A 20,780-nucleotide genomic window follows, 5' to 3' on the forward strand; every position below is an offset into this window, starting at 1 on the left:
CCGGCGTTTCGTCATCCCTGCGAGGCCGGCACCGGCTCCGCGGCAACACTGCCGCCGTTGCCGTCGGCTCCGTTGCCATCGGACCCGCTGCCGTGGGCTCCGTTGCCCGCCGAACCGTTCCCGGACGTCGCGGGCCGCTCACCCGCGGACCCGTTGGCCGCCGCGGCCGGTTCCGCGATCCCGGACTCCGGAAGCGGTTCCGGCTGACCGGGTTCGGAGGCGACGATCAGCTCCGCCACCTTCGGCCCGGCCTGCTCCAGGCTGAACGACCGGCCCATCTGCAGCGACATCAGGTCGATGCCCAGGGATTTGGTGACGCGGGCGCCGAGCTCGACCGCCATCAGCGAGTCCAGCCCCAACTCCGGTACCGGAACGGTCATGTCGATCGAGTCCACCGGCACGCCCATCACGACGGCGAGCTCCTCGGCCATCTTCCGCGCGACGAAGGGTCCGCGCTTGCTCTCCTCCATCGCCACCAATTCGGCACGCAGCTGGGCCAGTTCGGAGGTGTCCTTGGCGGAGGCCTGGGCCAGCGCGATGGTGCGGCCGGTGCGGGTCAGCTGCGGGAAGGTGCCGGTGAGCTTGGCCCAGTCGGTCGGAATGATCGCCGCCCGAGTCGCTCCCAGCCGCAGCGTCTGCTCCATGTACGCGGTGGCGTCGGACATGTCGATCGGACCGAAGCCCACCAGGTCGAGGTATTTCACGGCGGTCTCGTCGGCCGCCATGCCGCCGGTCGCCCCGGACAGGTGGCCCCAGCCGATGCACAGCGCCCGCTCCCCCGCCCGCGACCACTGCTCGGCCAGCTGCTCCACCGCGACGTTGGCCGCGCAGTAGTTGTACTGGCCGTAGATGCCGTACATCGAGCCGCCGGAGGAGCAGAGCACGAACATGTCCAGCTCGATGCCCGCATCGTTGATCACCTCGTGCAGGATGCGCGCGCCGTGCACCTTCGGCCGGTACACCCGGTCCATTTCGGCGTGCTCCATCTTGCCGATGCGGTTGTCGGCCACCGAACCGGCCGCGTGGAATACGCCGCGCAGCGGGTGTTCGGCGCTGTGCGCCCGCGCCACCACGCCGGCGAGGGCCTCGGCGTCGGTCACGTCCGCCCGTTCCTCGACCACCTCGACGCCCACCGTGCGCCACGCCTCGAGCTGCCGCCGCGCCTCCTCGGTGGTCGCGCCGCTGCGCCCGACCAGCACCAGCCGGCGGGCGCCGCGCATGGTCAGCCAGCGGGCGGTGGCCATGCCGAAGCCGCCGAAGCCACCGGTGACGAGATAGGTTGCGGCGCCGTCGATCTCGATGTCCGGCAGGTACGGCCGCACGGGCGGCTCCGGCGCGTCCATCTTCAGCGCGATCCGGGTGAGCCGGGTCGAGCGGAGCGTCTCCTCGAAGGCCTTGCTGACCTCGTCGGTCTCGAACAGCTTGTACGGCAGCGGCGTATAGGTGCCCGCCAGCACCTTCTCGTAGACCCGCTGCAGCAGGTTGGCCAGCCGTTGCGGGTCGACCGCCACCAGCCGGTCCAGATCCATCGAGAAGTACGCCAGGTTCTTGTCGAAGTACGACATCTCCAGCACGCCGCCGGTGTAGATGTCGGCCTTGCCGACCTCGACGATGCGCCCGAATTCCGCTGCGGCGTTGAAGTTCTGGCGCAGGATCTCGCCGGGCGCGCTGCTCACGATCACCTCGGCGCCCTTGCCGCCGGTCAGCGCCAGCACCTCGTCGACGAAGTTCAGCGAGCGCGAGTTCACCGCGTGGTCGGCACCCAGCGACAGCACGTGGGCACGCCGCTCCTCGGTGCTGGCCGTGCCGATGATGCGCGCGCCCGCCGCCTTGGCGACCTGGATCGCCGCGGTGCCGACGCCGCCCGCCGCACCGTGGATCAGCACGGTCTCCCCCGGCTCCAGGTGTGCCAGGTCGTTGAGGGCGTATTCGGCGGTGCCGAAGGCGATGGTGCTGGTGCAGTACGCCGGGTCGGCGTCGGGCGGCAGCGGAATCGCCAGTTCGCGGTCGATGAGGGCGTAACGCCGCATCATGCCCTTGGCGGCTACGGCAACCAGATCGCCCGCCTTGACATGGTCGATGCCGGAACCGACCCGGACGACGGTGCCGACGCCCTCCATCCCGGGGACCGTGCCGAAATAGGTGGGCGCCAGCTCTCGTTCACCGAGCAGGCCGATGACCTTCAGCGGGTCCTTGTAGTTCAGTCCGATGACCTGCATCCGCACCTCGACCTGCTCGGGCCCGGGTTCCGGGCGCTCGCACTCCCGCCAGGCCAGCGCCTGCAGCAGGCGGGTCCGGGGCAGTTCCAGGGCGAAGTTGGCCTCCGGATCGGTCAGCGGGTGATCGGTGTCGTGGGCCTCGAGGCGCTCGGGCAGCGGCCTGGTCACCACCGGCGCCCAGCGCTTGCCGTCGCGCAACAGCACCTCGTCGGCGTTGTCGTAGGCGAACGCGCCCGGTACGGCCATTTCCGTGACGATCTCGGCGATCGGGGTGTCGGGTTCCACGTCGATCAGCCGCCACCGCAGCGACGTCTGCTCGTTGAGCAGCACCCGGCGCGCGCCGGCCAGCGCGGACTGTTCGGTGTTCGGCGCGATCGTGGTGTCCGGCAACACGAATGCCCGCTCGGTCACCAGCGTGGCGTGCACGGAGCCGTCGCCGAAGACCGACTGCGGGGACTCGGCCGCCGTTTCCGGGGTGACGAATTCCTCCAGGGCGACCGCGATCCGCTTGAGCGTCCAGAGGTTCGCCATATCCTCGTTCGCGGTGCCGGCGACCACGCAGACGTGCAGGCGCTGCGGTTCGGTCGCCCGCACGGCCTCGAGGTTCGCGACCAGTTCCTTCTCCAGCTCCTCGTCGGACGGGTCGGCGAGAACCTGCCGCGATCCGGTGATCGCCGCCGCGAGTTCGTCTGCGCGGCCGCTGTTTCCGAGCGCCACGACGAGTGTGGTGGCCGGCGGCGTATCCGCCAGTGCGGCCGGGTCGACGGGGTCGCGTTCCTCCATCGTGTCGCTGTAGTAGAAGTCCGACATCCGGTGCAGCGGATCGTCGCCCGGCTTCAGCGCGCCGATCTGCAGGCCGGTCAGCCGCATCACCAGGTGGTGTTCGCCGTCGAGCAGGTCCACGTCGGCGCGCAGCCGCATCGTCGGGTGCTTGCGCGCGACGACGGTGACCTCCTCGGGCAGCTCGCCGAGCAGCCGCACCGCCGCCACCCCGACGGGAACGAGGACGCCCTCGTTGATCCGCTCGTCGGCGAAAAGCATGGCGGCGCTCTGCATCGCCGCGTCCACGACCGCCGGATGCGCCAGGTGCCGCGATCCGGCGGCGATGCTGCCGTCGACCGTCGCCACCACCGTGTCCTCGCCGACCCGTACCCGGGTCACCCGCCGGAACGACGGGCCGTACTGCAGGCCCGCGGCGTGCAGGCCGGAGTAGAACATCTCCGGGTCGACGTCGACGCCGACATCGATCGACGGGACCTCGGCCGTCGACTCCTCGTAGCTGCCGGTGAGCGTGCGGCCGTGGGCGTGCACCGTCCACGCCGTACCGGTCGCGCTGCGCGAGCGGATCTGGAAGCGGTTGCTCGCCTCCTCCAGGGTCAGCGACATCAGCGGCACATCGGGCGAGCCCATGATCAGCGGCGCCACGAACCGGACGTCCTCCACCCCGACCCGCTTCGAGCCGATCCGCGTCGCGGTGGCACTGAGCGCGGCATCGAGATACGCCGCGCCGGGCATGATCCGGATCCCGTTGACCACGTGGTCGTCCAGCCAGGGCAGCACCTCGGAGCCGACCTGCAGCAGGTAGTCCGGCCGTCCCTCGATATCCGGGTCGCCGAGCATGGCGTAGCCGTCGGGGGTGCCCAGCCGCGCCTGCTCGAACAGCGGCAGCGGCGCGTGCAGCCGGGTGCGCTGCCACGGGTAGCGGGGCAGCCGCAGATGCGGCGTGGCCGGTCCGTCGGCCGGGAACAGCCGCTCCCGGTCGAGGACTCCGGCGGCGTGCAGGCCGATCAGCGCGCGGCGGAGGGCATCCGCGTCGGCCTCCTCGCGGTTCAGCGTTCCCACCGTGGTGCCGCTGACGTCCGCGCCGAGCATCGTCTCGCGGATGTTGCCCGACAGCACCGGATGCGGGCCGACCTCCAGGAAGACGCGGCTGCCGGCGGCGATCATCTCGGTGATCGCGGCGCCGAACCGCACCGGCTGACGGACGTTCGCGCACCAGTAGTCGGCGTCCCAGTCGCCCTCGGTGACCAGCCCGCCGGTGACCGAGGAGTACATCGTCACGGCCGGCTGCCGCGGGGTCAGATCCGCCAGCACCTCGCGCAGCTCGGCCAGGATCGGATCCATCAGGCGGCTGTGATAGGGCACCTCCACCCGCAGGCGGCGGGCGAAAACACCGTCCTCCGTGAGCTTTTCGGCGATCTCGTCCAGGCGGTCCTCGTCACCGGCGAGGGTCAGCGCGCTCGCGCTGTTCATCGCGGCGATGTCCACGCGGGGGTCGTCGCCGACGAGTTCGTTCGCCTGCTCCGGGGACAGGCCGACCGCGAGCATGCCGCCCGTACCGGCCGTGGTCGCCTGTAGCCGGGCCCGGTGGTAGGCCACCTGCACGGCGTCGCGCAGCGACAGCATGCCGCCGACGTACGCCGCCGACACCTCGCCGACGCTGTGGCCGACGATGGCGGCGGGCTCGATACCGTACTGCGCCAGCTCCCGCACGAGCCCCACCTGGACCAGGAAGTTGGCCGGCTGCGCGATCTCGGTGCGGCCGACCCGCGACTCCTCCTCCGGGCGTTGCAGCTCCTCGATGATCGACCAGCCCGACAGGTCCCGGAACTCCTTGTCGATCTGCTCCGCGGTCTCGGCGAAAACGCCACCCGCGGACAGCAGTTCGCGACCCATCCGCCAGTGCTGCGGGCCCATCCCGGAGAATACGAACACCGGCTCGGCGGCGCGCGAGATGATCGTGCGCGCCGCCTCGCGCCCCTCCCCCGCCGCATACTCGCGCAGGTCCCGGATCAGGTCCTCGGTGCTGTCGCCGACCAGCACGCCGGTGCGGAAGTGATGGTGCGCCAACCGGGTCCAGGCCGCCTCGGCCAGATGGCCCGGATCGGTGCCGCCGGAGATCAGGTCGGCGAAGCGGCCCGCCAGTGCCCGGGCCGCGCCGGTGCTGCGGGCCGAGATGGGCAGGATCCCGTGGTGCCGCCCGGTCGGCGCCGGCGCCGCCGGCTCACCGCGGTACTCCTGCAGGATCGCGTGCGCGTTGGTGCCGCCGTAGCCGAATCCGTTGACCGCGATGGACATCGGGTCCGCGCCCGGCGCCACCGGTTCGGCCTCCAGCTGGACGCGCAGGCCCAACTCGTCGAACGGGATGTCCGGGTTCGGCTTCTCCAGCCAGCCCTGCGGCGGAATGGTGCGATGCCGGATCGCCAGCGCCGACTTGATCACGCTGGCGATGCCCGCGGCCGCCTCGGTGTGGCCGATGGTCGCCTTCACCGAGCCGACACCGATGGCCTCGTCGCGGCCGGCCGGTGCGCCGAAAACCCTTCCCAGCGCCCGCAGTTCGACCGGGTCGCCGACCAGCGTGCCGGTGCCGTGCGCCTCCAGATAGGTGATCTCGTGCGGGGCCAGGCCGGACCGCAGGCAGGTGGCACGCGCCAGCGACTCCTGCGAGTCGACGTTCGGCACGGTGATCGCAGTGGTGCGGCCGTCCTGGTTGGAGCCGGTGGCCTTGACCACGGCGTAGATGCGGTCGCCGTCGCGCACCGCATCCTCGACCTTCTTCAGCGCCACCATGCCGGCGCCCTCGCCACGGCCGTAACCGTCGGCACTGGCGTCGAAGGATTTGCAGCGGCCGTCGGTGGCCAGGAAGCCGCCCTTGCACATCAGCACGAACGTCTCGGGCTGCAGCATGACGTTCACGCCGCCCGCCAGCGCCACCTCGCAGTCGCCGTTCTCGATCGCCTGGCAGGCCAGATGGAACGCCACCAGCGACGACGAGCACGCCGTGTCGACGGTCAGCGCCGGCCCGATCAGGTTGAGCGCGTAGGAGATCCGGTTCGACAGCATCGTGTACGACGCGCTCGCCGGGGTGTGCATATCGGTGTGGAACAGGGCGGGCCCGACCACGCCGATGACCGACTGGTCGACCACGAATCCGCCGACGTAGACGCCTACCGACCCCCCGGCGGCACGCCCGGCCATCCCGGCGTCGTCGAGGGCCTCCCAGGTAACCTCCAGCATCAGGCGCTGCTGCGGATCCAGCACCGTGGCCTCGCGCGGCGAGATGCCGAAGAAGTCCGGGTCGAACTCCCACGGGTCGACCGTCATGAACGCGCCGTGCTTCGTGTAGGCGCGGCCGGGCGTGCGCGGTTCGGGGTCGTAGTAGCGCCGGTAGTCCCACCGGTTCGCCGGAACCTCGACCACACCGTCCCGCTTGTCGACGACGAAGTCCCAGAAGGTGTCGGGTGAGTCGATTCCCCCCGCGAATCGACAGCCGATACCGACAATTGCAATATCTGACACGCGTGTCCTCCCGCGGTCGGGTGTTCGGTATGTGTCGCTCTACCCCGAGCGACGTGCCGGACCATGCCGGACAGAGGTCAATACATCGTTGACCGATCGGGCCAAGCATGGACGACACGGGGCGACGCCGACCCGACCCCTACGGCATTTCTGTGTCTTTCACGGACTCGGTCCAGCGCGGCTGTGAGATGACCTAATCGCAGCTCTGAATGGCTGATTCGGTGTTAGGGCATGGTGCGCTGTTCCGCTACCGACGGCCGCAATCGCACTGAGCTTCGGATGAATTCACAACATAACACCGCCCCGATTGTGCCGGATCGGAATTCTCGGAAAATACCGCAAATACCCGGGGATCTCGCTGATAAGGTCCGGCCCGGTCCTCGCACGCATTCGCACCGACGATGCCCCCGGCAATAACTTCCCAGTGCAATCACACAGCGGGACCGGACGTTCGGCGGGACCGGAATTCTCTGGCGGCCGGCCGATACCTCGAACAGTTGGGAGCCGACGATTGTCCGCCGAGTTCACACACTGGGCCGATGCCGTGGTGCGGCGCCGGTTCACGGTCATCGGCGTGGTGGTAATCGGATTACTCGCGCTCGGCCTGTACGGGCTGGGGCTGGGTGATCGCCTGAGCTCCTCCGGGTGGGACGATCCCGGATCGGAGTCGGCGCACGCGGCGCAGGTGAAGAACGAGGTGTTCGGGCACGATCACAGCGCCGACGTAGTGGTGCTGTACCACGCGCCCGCGGGGGCGACGATCGACGATCCGGCATTCTCCCGGGCAGTCGCCGACAACCTGAACAGCCTGCCGCAGCGCTTCCCGAACGAGATCGCCCGCATCAACGGCGCGTACTGGCCGACCGAGACCGGCATGGCGCTGCCCGAACTGTTCGGCTCCGCCGATCGCGAGCACGCGTTCGCCTCGATCGCGATCAACGGCGGCGACGACACCTCGCGATTGCGCAACTACCGCACCGTCTCGCACGCCTTCGACATTCCGGGCGTCGAATCGGAGGTCGCCGGTGGGCAGCCCGTCGCGAGCGCGCTCAACGACACCATGGCGCACGATCAGCAGCGGATGGAGCTGTTCGCCATCCCGGCCGTGGCGGTGCTGCTGTTCTTCCTGTTCGGCGGCGTGATCGCGGCGGGCCTGCCGTTGATCGTCGGCGGTCTGACCGTGCTCGGCGCCTGGGGGATCATCCGGGCGCTGACCCTGTACACCGAGGTGAATTCGTTCGTCTCCCCGGTGGTTTCGATGATCGGCCTGGGGCTGGCCATCGACTACGGGCTGTTCATCGTCAGCCGCTTCCGCGAGGAACTCGCCGACGGCCACGACGGTCCCGCGGCGGCCCGGCGGGCGGCCTCCACAGCCGGGCGCACGGTGATCTTCTCCGCGACCATCGTGGTCGCGGCCGGCGGCGCCATCGTGCTGTTCCCGCAGGGCTTTCTGCGATCGTTCGCCTACGGTTCCATGATCACCGTATCGCTGGCCGCGGCCACCGCGGTCACACTGCTACCCGCGATGCTGGCGGTGCTCGGCCACCGCGTGGACCGGCTGGGATTCGCCCGGTTCCGCCGGCCCACCAACACGATGCCGGACAACGTCTGGGGCCGGATCGCGGGCGGGGCGATGAAACGTCCACTCGCCGTGGCCATTCCGGTCTGCGCCGCGCTGCTGCTGCTGATCGCCCCGGTGCAGCACATCACCTTCGGCACCATCAGCGAGAAATTCCTGCCGCCGGACCACCCGACCCGGCTGGCGCAGCAGCATTTCGACGAGATCTTCCCGCTGCGCCAGATCGATCCGGTCGACCTGGTCGTGATCACCTACGACCCGGGCACCGTCGGCGGTGTTCTGGAGCGGGCCAATCAGGCGCCCGGGCTGGCCGCGCCGTTCCCGGAGCCGATGCAGCGGCCCGCGCAGTCCAGCGTCTTCACCACCAACACCGTGCTCGCCCGGTCCGCCGACGCCGACGCGACCATCGACCACCTGCGGTCGATGCCGCTGCCGAACGGTACGACGCTGCTGGTCGGCGGCCAGCCCGCGGTGGAGAAGGACAGCGTCGACGCCCTGCTGGACCGGATGCCGCTGATGGTCGCGCTGGTTTTCCTCATCACGACGGTGCTGATGTTCCTGACCTTCGGCTCGCTGGTGTTACCGCTGCAGGCCGCCGTACTCAACCTGCTCGGTCTCGGCTCCACGATCGGCGTGCTGACCTGGATATTCGTCGAGGGTCACGGCGCGGGCGTGCTGGGCTTCACGCCGCAGCCGATCATGTCGCTGGTGCTCGTGCTGATCATCTCGGTGATCTACGGGCTGTCGACCGACTACGAGGTGTTCCTGCTCGCCCGCATCATCGAGGCGCGGCAGGCGGGCGCGTCGACCACCGAGGCGGTACGTGCCGGCGTCGCGCACACCGGCCGGATCATCACCGCGGCCGCCCTGATCCTGGTCGTGGTCACCGGCGCGTTCGCGCTGTCGGAACTGGTGATGATGCAGTACATCGCGTTCGGTATGGTCACGGCCCTGTTCATCGACGCCACCATCCTGCGCCTGCTGCTCGTCCCCGCGACCATGCGGCTGCTCGGCGATGCCAACTGGTGGGCACCGCGGTGGCTGAAGCACCTCTTCGGCAAGGCCACTGCCCTCCCCGAACCCGCTGTCCCCCAGCCGGGTTCGGATATCGACGCCGCACCGCCGGCGATCGACCGCGACCGCGAGCCCGCACCATCGGCATAACCGCCAGGCCCGACGAGCTTGCCCGACGTGTCGATCGGCCGGGATCCGTTCCGATCGGGCCGCGGTGGCGAGCTGATCGTCCCGCCGTAACCGCCCGATCGACGCCGCAGCGAGCCCTACCCGGTCTCCGGGCCGGTCGGCGACCCGGCGAGCCGGGTGTGCAGGAAATCCAGCACTCGGTGCAGGGCGGCGTGGGTGGGCTGGCCGGGTTCGTCGATGAGGTGCTCGGTCAGGACCGAGTGGGGGCTCATCACGCTGTCTGGGTTCGCGTCGGCGTCGTCGAGTTCGATCGCGATGAACGCCTCGCCGAGCTGGTCGCGCAGGGACTCGAATCGTTCGGGGGGAGAGAGCTTGTCGCCACGGAATCGCAGTCCCATCACCGCGAGACCATTCGCGCAGCGCTGCTCGATCCGGGCCATATCGGCCGGCGAGACGCCGACCGAACGCCGCTGCGCCGGCGTGAACGGCATCGGCAGGCTCGGTTGCGACAGCACCGGCGCGATCAACCGGTCGTCCACCGCCATCGCCAGCGCGAACCCGCCGGTGAAGCACATGCCGACGGCGCCGACGCCCGGGCCGCCGCACCGTTCGTGCTCGTGCGCCGCCAGCGCCCGCAGCCACTGCACGACCGGTGACGTGCGACCGGTCGCGAGCAACAGGAACTCCCGGCTCACACAGATCGGCACACCTTGGACGGCGATGTTCGCCGCGGCGGCGGCGACGCCGTGCGCGGCCGGCCGCGGGTCGCGCCCGGGTGCGCCGTACAGGTGTGGCACCACCGCCGTGCACCCGGTCCGCGCCACCCGCCGGGCGAAGTCGAACACCATCGGCGAAATGCCCGGGAACTCCCCCATGACGATCACGGCCGGCCCGGAACCCCGGCGGAAGATCGTGCGTGTCTTGCCGTCATGAGAGAACGTATCGCGCTGGAAGTCGCTGAGATCATCGTCGGTCACGGGACGCCCTTCCTGGAGAGTCGACGATCACTATCGGCCGACCGGCCGCATTCGGCAACCCTCCCCCCACACCGGCCGCGGCCGCCGCACCCGGGCCGACCGTAGTCCACCGTCCCGGCCGGGCCGCCGAATCGACGCCGGTGAAGTATCACAAACTGTTCCGTCCGAGACCGAGTACGACGTACGCTGGAGAGCGTCGATTCCCATCCGACGGCTCGTCCGCAGTCGGCTACGCACCATCCAGCAATGCGCAACGAGGCGCGGACATCGAAGTCAGGGTGGATCTGTACGGCGCGTGGTTGCGCCGGATACGCCCGATCGGCGGACCGGTCCGCACAGGAGACTGTCCGATGACAAGCCATTTCGGCTCCGATCACTCACTCACTTCGCATGACATCGATACCGCGGATACCGTGGCGGCGCCGTTCACCGGTGTCTGGCGCCTGATCTCGTTCGCCGTGCACGACGACACCGGCGGCGTACTGGCCGTGCCGATGGGCCCCCGCCCGCGCGGGCGCCTCATCTACACGGAGGACGGCTACATGTCGGCCACCGTCGGCCGCCGCGACGCCATCACCTCGGCGCCGCTCCCACCGGGCACCGGATTCGGCGTGGAGGCCGTTTCCGCGCACCGGGAGTTCCTCGCCTACAGCGGCACCTACACCTGGCACGCCGACCACGTCGTCCACCACGTGGAAATCGCGTCGATCCCGGAATGGAATGCCACCCAACAGGTTCGCAGGCTGCGGCTGCGCGGCGACGAACTCACCCTCACCGCGCCCGCCGCCGGCCCCGACGGCCGCGTGCCCGCCTCGATATGGCAGCGGATCTAGGACGCCGTAGGCCGGACCGCCGGTGGTTCACCGTCGCGCCAGGCCGTCCCAGAGATCGCAGTGATGGGCGGTGGCCACGTCCGTGCTGTCGGCGGCGCCGAGAGCGAAGGTGTGTGCCCGGGGCCGATCGGGCGTGAACGCGGGCCATGTCTCGGCGGGGCGGCCGGTGCGCGCGAATCCGGTCCAGGCCCGAATCATCGCGTCGGACAGGTCACGCTGTTCGGCGGACAACGGCTGCGGCGCGAAGCCGGGGCCCCACGGCCCACCGGAGCGCGCACCGAACAGGTACGCCAGCTCCGAACCGTGCGCCGCGCCGGCGGGCATATCGGTCAGGAACGGCGACATGGTCGGCGCGGTGCGGTCGGCGAATTCGTAGGCGTACACCGCCGACCCGGCGGCGAGCCGGCGACCGGTGGCCAGTTGCGGGCAGGCGAAGACCCGGTCGGTGTCGATCGCGGAGAACGCCAGCCGCGGCTGATCGTCGTAGTCGCGCAACGGATATCGCGATCGCACCTCGTCCGCGGCCGTACCGAACGCCTGCGTCAGCACCTGCTCGTACCGCTCGCGCGTGAGGGGTCCGGTGGTGAACTCGGCGTACATGGTGGTCAGCCGCGATTCATCGCGAGTGGTGCCCGACAGCACGGGCACCGGGGCCGCATCGGCCCGGTCGGGGGCGACGGGCAGGGTCGGGGTGCCGACGGCGATCCCCGCCCGGGACGTCGCCCGCACCAGGTCCTCCGGCGGGATGCGCCGCAGGCAGGCGAGATCGGCGCAATGCAGTTCCGCCGCAAGGCTTTCGCCCTGGCGCTCCCGGGCATCGAGCGGCGCCCAGAAGGTGTCGGCCGAGGTGAGGATCCGCCCGCCGGCGCCCGCGCTGGGAATCAGCGTGTGGCACGAGCCGCTCTGGAGGATCACCTTGTGGAACAGGCCGCGGGCGCCCGGGGAGGTCAGCTGCGCGCAGGCGTCCACCGCGCCCGCCGACTGGCCGAAGACGGTGACGTTGTCCGGGTCGCCGCCGAAGGCCGCGGCGTTGTCGCGCACCCATCGCAGGGCGGCCTGCTGGTCCAGCAGGCCGAAGCTCCCCGACCCGGGCAGGCCCGGATAGCCGAGGAAGCCCAGCGCCCCGAGCCGGTAGTCGACCGTCACCACGATCACGTCGCCGATCGCCGCCATCCGCGCCGGGTCGTACTCGGATCCGTGACCGGTGTCGTTGCCACCGCCGTGCAACCACACCATCACCGGCTTCGCCCCCTCCGACCGTGGCGCCGTCACCTCGAGATTCAGGCAGTCCTCGCTCGTTCCGGCCAGCGGCTTGCCGGTGCCGTCGCCCTGCGGGCACGGCGGCCCCGGCCGGACGGCGTCGCGCACGCCGGGCCACGGCGCCGCCGGTTGCGGTGCGGCCCACCGCCGTTCACCGGTCGGCGCGGCGGCGTACGGGATTCCGGCAAAACGGCGCGCCTCGCCGTCGGCGTGACCCCGCACCTCCCCCGACGACGTCCGCACCAGGAGCGGATCGCCGGTGCCCGCACGTCCGCCGTCCCCGTCGGGACCGCAGGCGACCAGCATCGACATCGCCACCGCCGCAACCGCCCACATGCTCGTCACCCGTCCGAGCCGAATACCGTATCGCACGTCCGCTCACCTCCTCATCCCCCGGGCAACGGCCCGATCGCCGGCCGAATCCTCTGCGGCGCATCGGGTCTCGGGTTCGTGGTCCCACCGGCCGCAAGCACGGCCGATCCCGGTGATCGGCACGCATCCGGCGTGGTCGTCATTCTGTCCGGCTGCCCGCGCCGGACACATCGCCCACAGGTACCACACGGCCCCGCCGCGACGCTGATATCGGCCGGCGCGAGTACAACCGACGGCTGACCCCGGACGCACCGACCGGGATGTCGGTGGCGGCGATCTCGAGAATCCGTCGCGCAGCCGTGCCGCGAGCGGGAACCCGGTCCTGTACGCCGCATTCGGCCGGGCACCTGCGGTGCGGCCGATCCGCCGGTCACGAGCAGATACGCAGCTGTCTCATGTTCGGCCACACCGATTTCGGCATCCCCGCATCGGTCCGGTAATGCGGCGATCCGGATGCGGAACTGCCCGTGTTCGCGGCGGTGAAATCGCCGTCGGCCGCCACGGCCGACCGGTCCCCGGGCACCGCGGAGTCCTCGTCGGTGGCCGCCACGGAGGGGCCCGTGCCGCCCGGTGGCGTGCCGACCTCGGCACCCGCCACACCCCCGGCAACCACGGCCGTCGTCAGCGCGGCAAGCACGGTCACAACACCCGTTCTCCGTCCGGTACAGTTTCCCATGCCGAACTCCCGACCCTCTCGGTTACGCTGTCCCCCAGCGGAACTCACGCTATGCGTGACCGCACCCGCTCCTCTCGCACGGTGCCGAATTCTTGGAAACCTCACCACCGCCGGATCGCCGCCTCGGGCCGGAACACAACGGCGTGTGCAGCGTAAACGCCGTTCACGGACTCGCCGACGCCAGTAGGTGCCGCACGACCCGCTCCGGCCGCCATCGACTCCGAGCGGAACCCGCACTCCGGCGAACGGTAGGCTGAGGACATGTCCGAGCAGCCCTCCTCGTGTGCGCACAGGTGGCGCGCGCGGGAGACGGCGCTGTTACGACGCATTCCGCCGCTGCCCCCGGACGCCGACCGGCATCCGGGCACCAACGGCTGGCTCAGCTCGTTCGGCACGTGCGCGCACGGCCGCATCGCGGGCTGCCCACCGGGGCACTGAGACCGGCGCCGACTTCGGTGGCGCCGCGAATTCCCTTCCGACTCTATCGATTTCGGCTGTCCGGATATCGCCCGAAACCGCGTTCACGCGACGGTTGTCCGGGCGTGTGGCCGGCCTGTGGAAGTGGGGCGTGTGCCTGTGACTGTGCATCCTGTCTCGGTGATCGGGGGCCGGGCGCGGCCGCCGGGCGTGTGGGCGCGCCTGGGGGCGGTGTTGCGGCGCGACAGCACGGCCGGGGCACTGCTGGTCACGGCCGCGGTGGCGGCTTCGGTCTGGGCGAACTCGCCGGCCGCGGCCACCTACGAGCGAATCCGTGACGTGCCCCTCGGCCCGGCCTGGGCGGGGCTGGACCTGCCGCTGCACGCCTGGGCCGCCGACGGCCTGCTGGCATTGTTCTTCTTCATCGTCGGCAACGAACTGAAGCAGGAGTTCGCGCACGGCGCCTTCCGGGACCCGCGCCAAGCGCTCGTCCCGATGGTCGCGGCGTTGACCGGTGCCCTGGTGCCCGCGCTGCTGTTCGTGGCGTTCACGGTCGGCCACGACGACTCGGTCCGGGGCTGGGGAATCCCGATGGCGACCGACGCCGCGTTCGCGGTGCCGGTGCTGGCGCTGGTCGGCCGCCACATCCCGGCGGCGCTGCGGACCATCCTGCTGACGTTGGCGGTGGTCGACGACGTGGTGGCCATCATCGTGATCGGGGTGTTCTACACCAGCGGCCTGAACATGGCGGCGCTGTCGGCGGCGGGGGTTCTGCTCGGGGTGTTCGCGTGGCTGCAATACGGCCGGGGCCTGCCGGGGTGGCTGCCCGCCGCGGTGGTGTATGTCCCACTGGCCGTGACGATCTGGGCGCTGGTGCACGCGGCGGGCATGCACGCCACCATCGCCGGCGTCGCGATGGGCGTCCTGATGCGCACCACCGCGCGCCCACCCGAATCGGTCGACCCCAGCGGCGCGGCCGAGCGGCGGTTGCGGCCGTGGGCGATGGGCGTGGCGCTGCCGGTTTTCGCGCTGCTCGCCGCGGGGGTGAGCTTCGCCGGGATCGGTGGCGCGCTCTCCGACCGGGTCACCCTCGGCGTCATCGTGGGGCTGGTCGCCGGCAAATTCCTCGGCGTGCTGGGTGGCGCGTGGCTGACCACGCGGCTGACCCGGGCGAGGCTGGATCCCGGACTGTCGTGGGCCGACATCGTCGGCATGTCCCAGCTGGCCGGAATCGGTTTCACGGTATCACTGCTGATCAGCGAACTGTCCTACCCGGACAGCCCCGGCACCCTCGACCATGCCAAGGCCGGTGTCCTGCTCGGCACCCTGATCTCCACCGCCCTCGCCACGCTCGTCCTCGGCTACCGTAGCCGCCACTACCGCCGGAAATCCGCCGCGCCGAACAACTGAGGCGCGCCGGGTATCGGCCGATTGCCGCGAGCCGGATCGGCAACGATGGGACAATCGCCGCAGACGGTGCGCCGCGCGCGGGTTCCCGCACGACCATGACGAATCCGCAAGCGCCGCCGGTCTGTTGAGCGGTAACGATTCGAGGTAGCCATGAAGACCGGAAGCGTACTTCTCCTGATCTGGTTGGTGGTCGGATTCGTCGCCGCGGCGCAGCGCCACTATTTCGATTCCGGCCCGATCACCTGCGCCAGCTTCGGCAACATCTCCCTGACGATCCTGGCGGGCCCGCTCAACTACATGGGTGTCAATCCGCATCTGGGGAATTGCCAACTGCCGGAACCCAGCCGGTGATTTCGAGCCGCGCGGATCACGGTGCGTCCCGGCCGATCTCGACGTACTCGGCGGGAATGTCGGCGAGACCGAGGATGTGGTGCAGGGCGTGCACGCCCGGGGGCGCGTGCACCGCACGCGCCGTCGCCGCGGCGGCCACGGCGGCGGTGGCCCGGGACTGATTCCGCCCGTGCGCCCAGCGCGTGGTGCCGTCGTCCCCGCGGGCCAGTACGATCCACCGGTCGCTGCCCGGAAGGTGCAGCCCGCGTGGCGCTTTGGACGCACCGGGCAGCCAGGTCAGCGCCGCCAGCGCCGCGGTGGCCGCCCGGGAATCGAGCCCGAAGTACGTACGGACCGGCACACCCAGTTCGCGGCGCAGCGTGTGCTGATCGGAGAAGTCCAGCCGGAACAGCCGACGCGGCCTCCGGTGCCCCGGCAGCACGAAGGTCTCGGGCCGGGTGTAGTTGCGGACGACCCGGCCGTCCTCACGAAAATGACTGCCCAGCAGGAGATACGACCATTCGGTGGCCGCGGCGCCGTGCCGCTCGCCCGCCCCCAGCAGCACCGCCACATCGATCGGCCCCGGCGCCGCCGTGTGGACCGCGACCGCGAGCAGGTTCGTGAGTCCCGGAGCCAGCCCGATATCGACGAGAATCGCTGCCCGGGAAGGCAATTGCCGTAGCCGGTCGAGATAGCCGACCGAGGCGCCGACATCGACGAACGCACACCCCGACTCGCCGGCCAGACCGGCCAGCCGCGGGTTCTCGGCACCGGAGGCGTTGACCACCACGTCGATCCCCCGCAGCGCCGCCTGATAGGCCGACAGCGCGGCATCACCGAGATCGAGCACCTCATCGGCCCGATCCGGATCCCGCCCGGCCGCAACGACATCCGCGCCGTCGCGCCGGAGCATGTCGGCCAGCGGCCCACCGACCGCACCGTAGCCGCCGAGTACCAGGACCTTCATCGAATCCCGAATCCGATCACGAACACCGGTGCCGCACGCCGCAGCGCACCGTCGATACCTCGATGATCGTCGATACCTCGATGATCTTCAGCGACCATGGTGCATCACCCACTCCCCGGGCCGACTACAATATGGTCATATTGTTTCACGGTACGCGCACATTGTCTACAGTTGATCTCTGTGGACCAGACATCGCCGTTCCCCCGCCCGCCGCAACCGGCCCCCTCGACCATCGATCGCATCCGGACGGCCGCGCTGACATGCTTTGCGGCCGAAGGTGTCTCCGCGACGTCACTGCGTGCGGTCGCGACGGCCGCGGGCGTGTCGATCGGGCTGGTGCAGCACCATTTCGGCACCAAGGACGGGCTGGTCGCCGCCGTCAACGAGGATGTGCTGCGGACCGTCGCCGACGCCGTGGCCGCCCGGCCGCTGCCCGCACCGCCCGCCGACACGCTGGGCGAACTGGGCCACCGGGTCACCTCGATCATGACCGGCAACCCCGACGTGGTGGACTATCTCGCCCGCGCCTTCGTCGAGGACGACACCCTGGCCGCCACCATCTTCGACGGCCTGGTCTCGATCAGCACCGATCAGTGGAGCCAGCTCGCCGCGCACGATCTACTCCAGCCCGAGGTCGACCGGACCTGGGCCACCCTGCAGCCGCTCGTCCTGGTCCTCGGCACCGTGATCCTGCGCCGCCAGCTCGACCGGCACCTCCCCGAACCGCTCACCACCCCCGCCCAGCTGCACCGCTGGGATGACGCCGTCGCCCAACTCCTCCGCAGCGGACTGCTCGCCTCGCCGCCACCCGGCGCGGTGCCACACCCATGAGAAGACCAGCGTCGATGCGTGATTCGGTAGCCTGGCGGACAGGTTCGGCCGACGGCCGCGATACAACCGGCGCAGGTGGTCGGCGTACCACCGCATGCACACGCTCCCGATCGGACTCGACGAGATATGACAGATCCTCATCGGGCCGAGGGCAGCGCGCCAGGGCCCCGGGACTTCCGGCCACGCCGCGAGGACGTTCGGCCCTCCGCGCCCCGGCAGCCCGGACGGTGTACTGACGATATGTCGCACGACGAGCCCTTCGCCGTTCTGCACGAGACGCATTCGGCGCTGGTGCTGCTGTGCGGCGACCGCGCCTACAAGATGAAGAAGCCGGTCGTCACCGACTTTCTCGACTTCGGCACCCGCGAACGCCGCGAGCGAGCCTGCGCGCGGGAACTCGAGCTGAATCGGCGGCTGGCACCGGACGTCTATCTCGGCGTCGGCGAACTCACCGACCCGGCCGGCGGCCCGGGCGAACCGGTGCTCTGCATGCGCCGGATGCCCGATGCCGCCCGGCTGTCGAAGACTCTCGCCGATCCCGGCGCCATCGGCCACATCCTGCCGGATCTGGTGCACCTGCTCACCCGCTTCCACGACGGCGCCGACCGCGGCCCCGGCATCGACCGCGACGCGACGGTGGAGGCGCTGCGCGAGCGATGGTCCTCGCTGCTGAGCGGGCTCAGCGAGCCGCCGATCACGGCGGACCTCGTCGGCAGACTGCACGATCGGGTGCACCGCTATCTCGACGGCCGGAAACCGTTGTTCGACAAGCGGATCGCCACCGGCCGCATCGTCGACGGGCACGGCGATCTGCGCGCCGGCGACATCTTCGTGCTGCCCGACGGCTTCCGCGTGCTGGACTGCCTGGACTTCGACGACGAACTGCGGCACGTCGACCGCCTCGACGACATCGCCTTCCTGGCCATGGATCTGGAGTTCCGCGGACACCCCGAACTCGCCGGCACCCTCGTCGACGACTACCTGGCGGGCACCGACGATCCGGCCCCGGAATCGCTGCGCCACCACTACATCGCCTACCGGGCGACGGTACGCGCCAAGGTCGACTGCATCCGTCACCAGCAGGGCGACGCCGAGGCGGCCGAACACGCCACCCGCCACGTCGATCTCGCGCTGCGCCACCTGGACGCCGGCGCCGTCCGCCTGGCGCTGGTCGGCGGCCTGCCCGGGACCGGGAAATCCACGGTGGCGCAACGGCTCGCCCACGAGACCGGCGCGATCCTGCTGTCCAGCGACCATATTCGGAGCATCCGGCGCGCACAGGGCGTGCTGACCGGGCCGAGCGGGGCCTACGGCGCCGGCGCCTACCGCCCCGGCGCGCGCGCCCAGGTGTACTCGGTGCTGCGCGCCGAGGCCCGCACGCTGCTCGAGGCCGGCCGCTCCGTGGTGCTCGACGCCAGCTGGACCGACGCCGGCGAACGTCGCCGCGCCGCGCGGCTGGCCGCGGACACCGGCGCCGACCTGATCGAATTGCAGTGCACCGCACCAGAATCGGTGACGGCGGAACGGATCGCGGCCCGATCGGGCGGCGAATCCGAGGCGACCCCCGCGATCGCCACGGCCATGGCCGCCGACCGGGCGCCGTGGCCCGAGGCCGACATCCTCGACACCACCGAGCCGCTCCCCGACACCGTACGCACCGCCGTGCGCGCCTGGCGGCGGGGAATGCCACTATGACCGGCCGATTTTCGAACTATCGTGGAACCGTCGGCAACACCTCGAAGGGATGCCACCCATGATCACAGTTTTCCTGGTCGACGACCACGAAATCGTCCGGCGCGGCCTGGTCGACCTGCTGTCCGAGGATCCGGAGCTGAGCGTGGTCGGCGAGGCCGGCACCGTCTCGCAGGCACTGGCCCGGATCCCGGCGCTGCGGCCCGACGTCGCCGTGCTCGACGTCCGGCTGCCCGACGGCAACGGCATCGAACTGTGCCGCGACCTGCTGTCGAGCCTGGACGACCTGCGCTGCCTGATCCTCACCTCGTTCACCGACGAGCAGGCCATGCTCGACGCGATCCTCGCCGGCGCCAGCGGCTACGTCGTCAAGGACGTGAAGGGCATGGAGCTGGCCCAGGCGGTCAAGGACGTCGGGTCCGGCCGGTCGCTGCTGGACAATCGGGCCGCCGCGGCGCTGATGGACCGGCTGCGGCGTGGCACCGAGCCGGAGGGCCCGCTGACGACGCTGACCGAGCAGGAGCGCAAGCTGCTCGACCTGCTGGGCGAGGGCCTGACCAACCGGCAGATCGCCGAGCGGATGTTCCTCGCCGAGAAGACCGTGAAGAACTACGTCTCGCGGCTGCTGACCAAGCTGGGCATGGAGCGTCGCACACAGGCCGCGGTCTACGCCTCGAAACTCCGTAGCGGACAGTCACGTTCGCGCTGACTGCCCAGTCACGTTCGCACCGACCGCCCGGCGGCCTCAGGACGCGAGTCCGGTGTCGAAAGCCGCGCGCTCGACCAGCCGGATCCCCGTGACGAGCGTCGGCTCGATCGCGAGCACGCCGTCGGTGCCCGGATCGGCCCACCCCCGCAGCACCCGCGCGTACCGGGCCAGGCGTCCGGGATCGGTGACGGGGCGGGCCAGGCCGGTCACGACGACCGACCAGCCCACCCGCCGGACGGGATCGATGTCGTCGGCCTCGAAGGCGACCACCACCGCGAGGTCCGGGCGCACCACGTCGGTCACCCGGGCGCGCACGATGATCTCTCCGCCGTCGACGTAGTGGTTGACCGTGCGAATGGCCGGCAGCGCCTCCCGGGTGAACACCACGCGCCCGAACGGCGCGCCGGCCACCAACCGCAGTGCCTCGGAGCGGCCGATATCCGTCACCGCGCGGGGCACGCGGCCGTCGCCGGGCCCACCGTCGGAACGACCGATACGACCGCCGGAACGACCCGCACCGGCCGACCCTGGATCGAACGAACCCACGTCAACCTCCTCTCTGCACTTGCGGAACAGGCCGACCCCCTTCGACCCCCCATTCCAGCACCGGCCCCCTCCGGCCGACAGAGAAGAAGGTCACTTGTCCAACTTCCCGATCGGCCCGGCCATCCGGCCACGATCGAGTTCCGGCCGTGACCCGGCGCGCCGTCCGGCAGCGCGGTGCGAGCGGCCGCTCGCCGATATCCGACTCTCCGCGCGGGATGATTCCGAGCGCCCCGGCGGAACTCCCCCGAAGGCGCGCGCCGGGGCGTTCGAATCGAAGCGCGGCCGCCGCGAATCATCGCATTGCGCTTGGAGCACACCGAGGTTGCGTGCGGATAGCGGCGACTCGGCAGCGCTTTCGGATATGGATGCGAGGAATTATGTTGTTGCATATGTGAAGTCGGTGCGCCGCAGCTCTGCCATACACCCTGTTCAGCACCATATATCGAAAGAACGCACCGACCGCGAGCGCACTACCGCCCGAACCGATTTCGCACCGAGCACAAACGCGGAAAGAAAGTTC

Annotated in this window: 14 protein-coding genes; 8 read left to right on the top strand and 6 right to left on the bottom strand. The window is 70.6% G+C overall.

All coding sequences use genetic code 11. The features are described 5' to 3' along the window. Positions 1-11 precede the first annotated feature (11 nt). A complete protein-coding gene (locus D892_RS0134840; protein WP_024805686.1) occupies positions 12-6,518 on the bottom strand; it encodes a type I polyketide synthase in 6,507 nt (2,168 codons plus the stop codon). A gap of 511 nt (positions 6,519-7,029) precedes the next feature. Between D892_RS0134840 and D892_RS0134845 the strand changes: the two genes are divergently transcribed. Then, positions 7,030-9,261, top strand: coding sequence for an MMPL family transporter (locus D892_RS0134845; protein WP_024805687.1), 2,232 nt, complete (start codon positions 7,030-7,032; stop codon positions 9,259-9,261). Positions 9,262-9,377: 116 nt separating this feature from the next. Here D892_RS0134845 and D892_RS0134850 read toward each other — a convergent pair whose 3' ends face one another. Further along, positions 9,378-10,217 carry a dienelactone hydrolase family protein gene (locus D892_RS0134850; RefSeq protein WP_024805688.1) on the bottom strand — a complete coding sequence of 280 codons (840 nt, stop codon included), beginning with the start codon at positions 10,215-10,217 and terminating at the stop codon, positions 9,378-9,380. A gap of 350 nt (positions 10,218-10,567) precedes the next feature. Here D892_RS0134850 and D892_RS44210 point away from each other — a divergent pair, with 350 nt between their 5' ends. Further along, the gene (locus D892_RS44210) at positions 10,568-11,050 is read left to right on the top strand and encodes a lipocalin-like domain-containing protein (RefSeq protein ID WP_156959823.1); all 483 of its coding nucleotides are present in this window, start codon (positions 10,568-10,570) and stop codon (positions 11,048-11,050) included. Between the two features lie 27 nt (positions 11,051-11,077). Here D892_RS44210 and D892_RS0134860 read toward each other — a convergent pair whose 3' ends face one another. Together D892_RS0134860 and D892_RS0134865 are read right to left on the bottom strand one after the other, a co-directional pair. Beyond that, positions 11,078-12,646: a carboxylesterase/lipase family protein gene (locus tag D892_RS0134860; RefSeq protein WP_051499298.1), complete on the bottom strand. Its 1,569-nt coding sequence runs from the start codon at positions 12,644-12,646 to the stop codon at positions 11,078-11,080. Between the two features lie 406 nt (positions 12,647-13,052). Next, on the bottom strand, positions 13,053-13,325 hold the full coding sequence (locus tag D892_RS0134865) for a hypothetical protein (RefSeq protein ID WP_024805691.1): 273 nt from the start codon (positions 13,323-13,325) through the stop codon (positions 13,053-13,055). A gap of 294 nt (positions 13,326-13,619) precedes the next feature. Between D892_RS0134865 and D892_RS47300 the strand changes: the two genes are divergently transcribed. The 3 genes from D892_RS47300 to D892_RS0134875 all read left to right on the top strand — a co-directional run bounded on the left by D892_RS47300 (position 13,620) and on the right by D892_RS0134875 (position 15,536). Next, positions 13,620-13,796, top strand: coding sequence for a hypothetical protein (locus D892_RS47300; RefSeq protein ID WP_156959825.1), 177 nt, complete (start codon positions 13,620-13,622; stop codon positions 13,794-13,796). Positions 13,797-13,934: 138 nt separating this feature from the next. Beyond that, positions 13,935-15,185, top strand: a complete 1,251-nt coding sequence (gene nhaA, locus D892_RS0134870; protein ID WP_024805692.1) for a Na+/H+ antiporter NhaA — start codon at positions 13,935-13,937, stop codon at positions 15,183-15,185. 150 nt (positions 15,186-15,335) lie between these two features. After that, positions 15,336-15,536, top strand: a complete 201-nt coding sequence (locus D892_RS0134875) for a hypothetical protein (protein ID WP_024805693.1) — start codon at positions 15,336-15,338, stop codon at positions 15,534-15,536. A gap of 16 nt (positions 15,537-15,552) precedes the next feature. Here the strand turns inward: D892_RS0134875 and D892_RS0134880 are convergent, their stop codons facing one another. After that, positions 15,553-16,482, bottom strand: coding sequence for a hypothetical protein (locus D892_RS0134880; protein ID WP_024805694.1), 930 nt, complete (start codon positions 16,480-16,482; stop codon positions 15,553-15,555). A gap of 180 nt (positions 16,483-16,662) precedes the next feature. On the opposite strand from D892_RS0134880, the gene D892_RS0134890 reads away from it, so the two are divergent. The 3 genes from D892_RS0134890 (at position 16,663) to D892_RS0134900 (ending at position 19,714) form a co-directional block, all read left to right on the top strand. Further along, complete coding sequence (locus D892_RS0134890) at positions 16,663-17,313, top strand: TetR/AcrR family transcriptional regulator (RefSeq protein ID WP_024805695.1); 651 nt, start codon at positions 16,663-16,665, stop codon at positions 17,311-17,313. Positions 17,314-17,553: 240 nt separating this feature from the next. Next, complete coding sequence (locus tag D892_RS0134895; RefSeq protein ID WP_024805696.1) at positions 17,554-19,008, top strand: AAA family ATPase; 1,455 nt, start codon at positions 17,554-17,556, stop codon at positions 19,006-19,008. A gap of 58 nt (positions 19,009-19,066) precedes the next feature. Continuing rightward, entirely contained in the window at positions 19,067-19,714 is a 648-nt protein-coding gene (locus tag D892_RS0134900; protein WP_024805697.1) for a response regulator transcription factor, read from the top strand. 36 nt (positions 19,715-19,750) lie between these two features. On the opposite strand, the gene D892_RS0134905 is transcribed toward D892_RS0134900, so the two are convergent. Beyond that, on the bottom strand, positions 19,751-20,173 hold the full coding sequence (locus tag D892_RS0134905; protein ID WP_036570951.1) for a pyridoxamine 5'-phosphate oxidase family protein: 423 nt from the start codon (positions 20,171-20,173) through the stop codon (positions 19,751-19,753). Positions 20,174-20,780: the final 607 nt, after the last annotated feature.

The sequence above is a fragment of the Nocardia sp. BMG51109 genome, assembly GCF_000526215.1.
In the GTDB taxonomy this organism is placed as follows: domain Bacteria; phylum Actinomycetota; class Actinomycetes; order Mycobacteriales; family Mycobacteriaceae; genus Nocardia.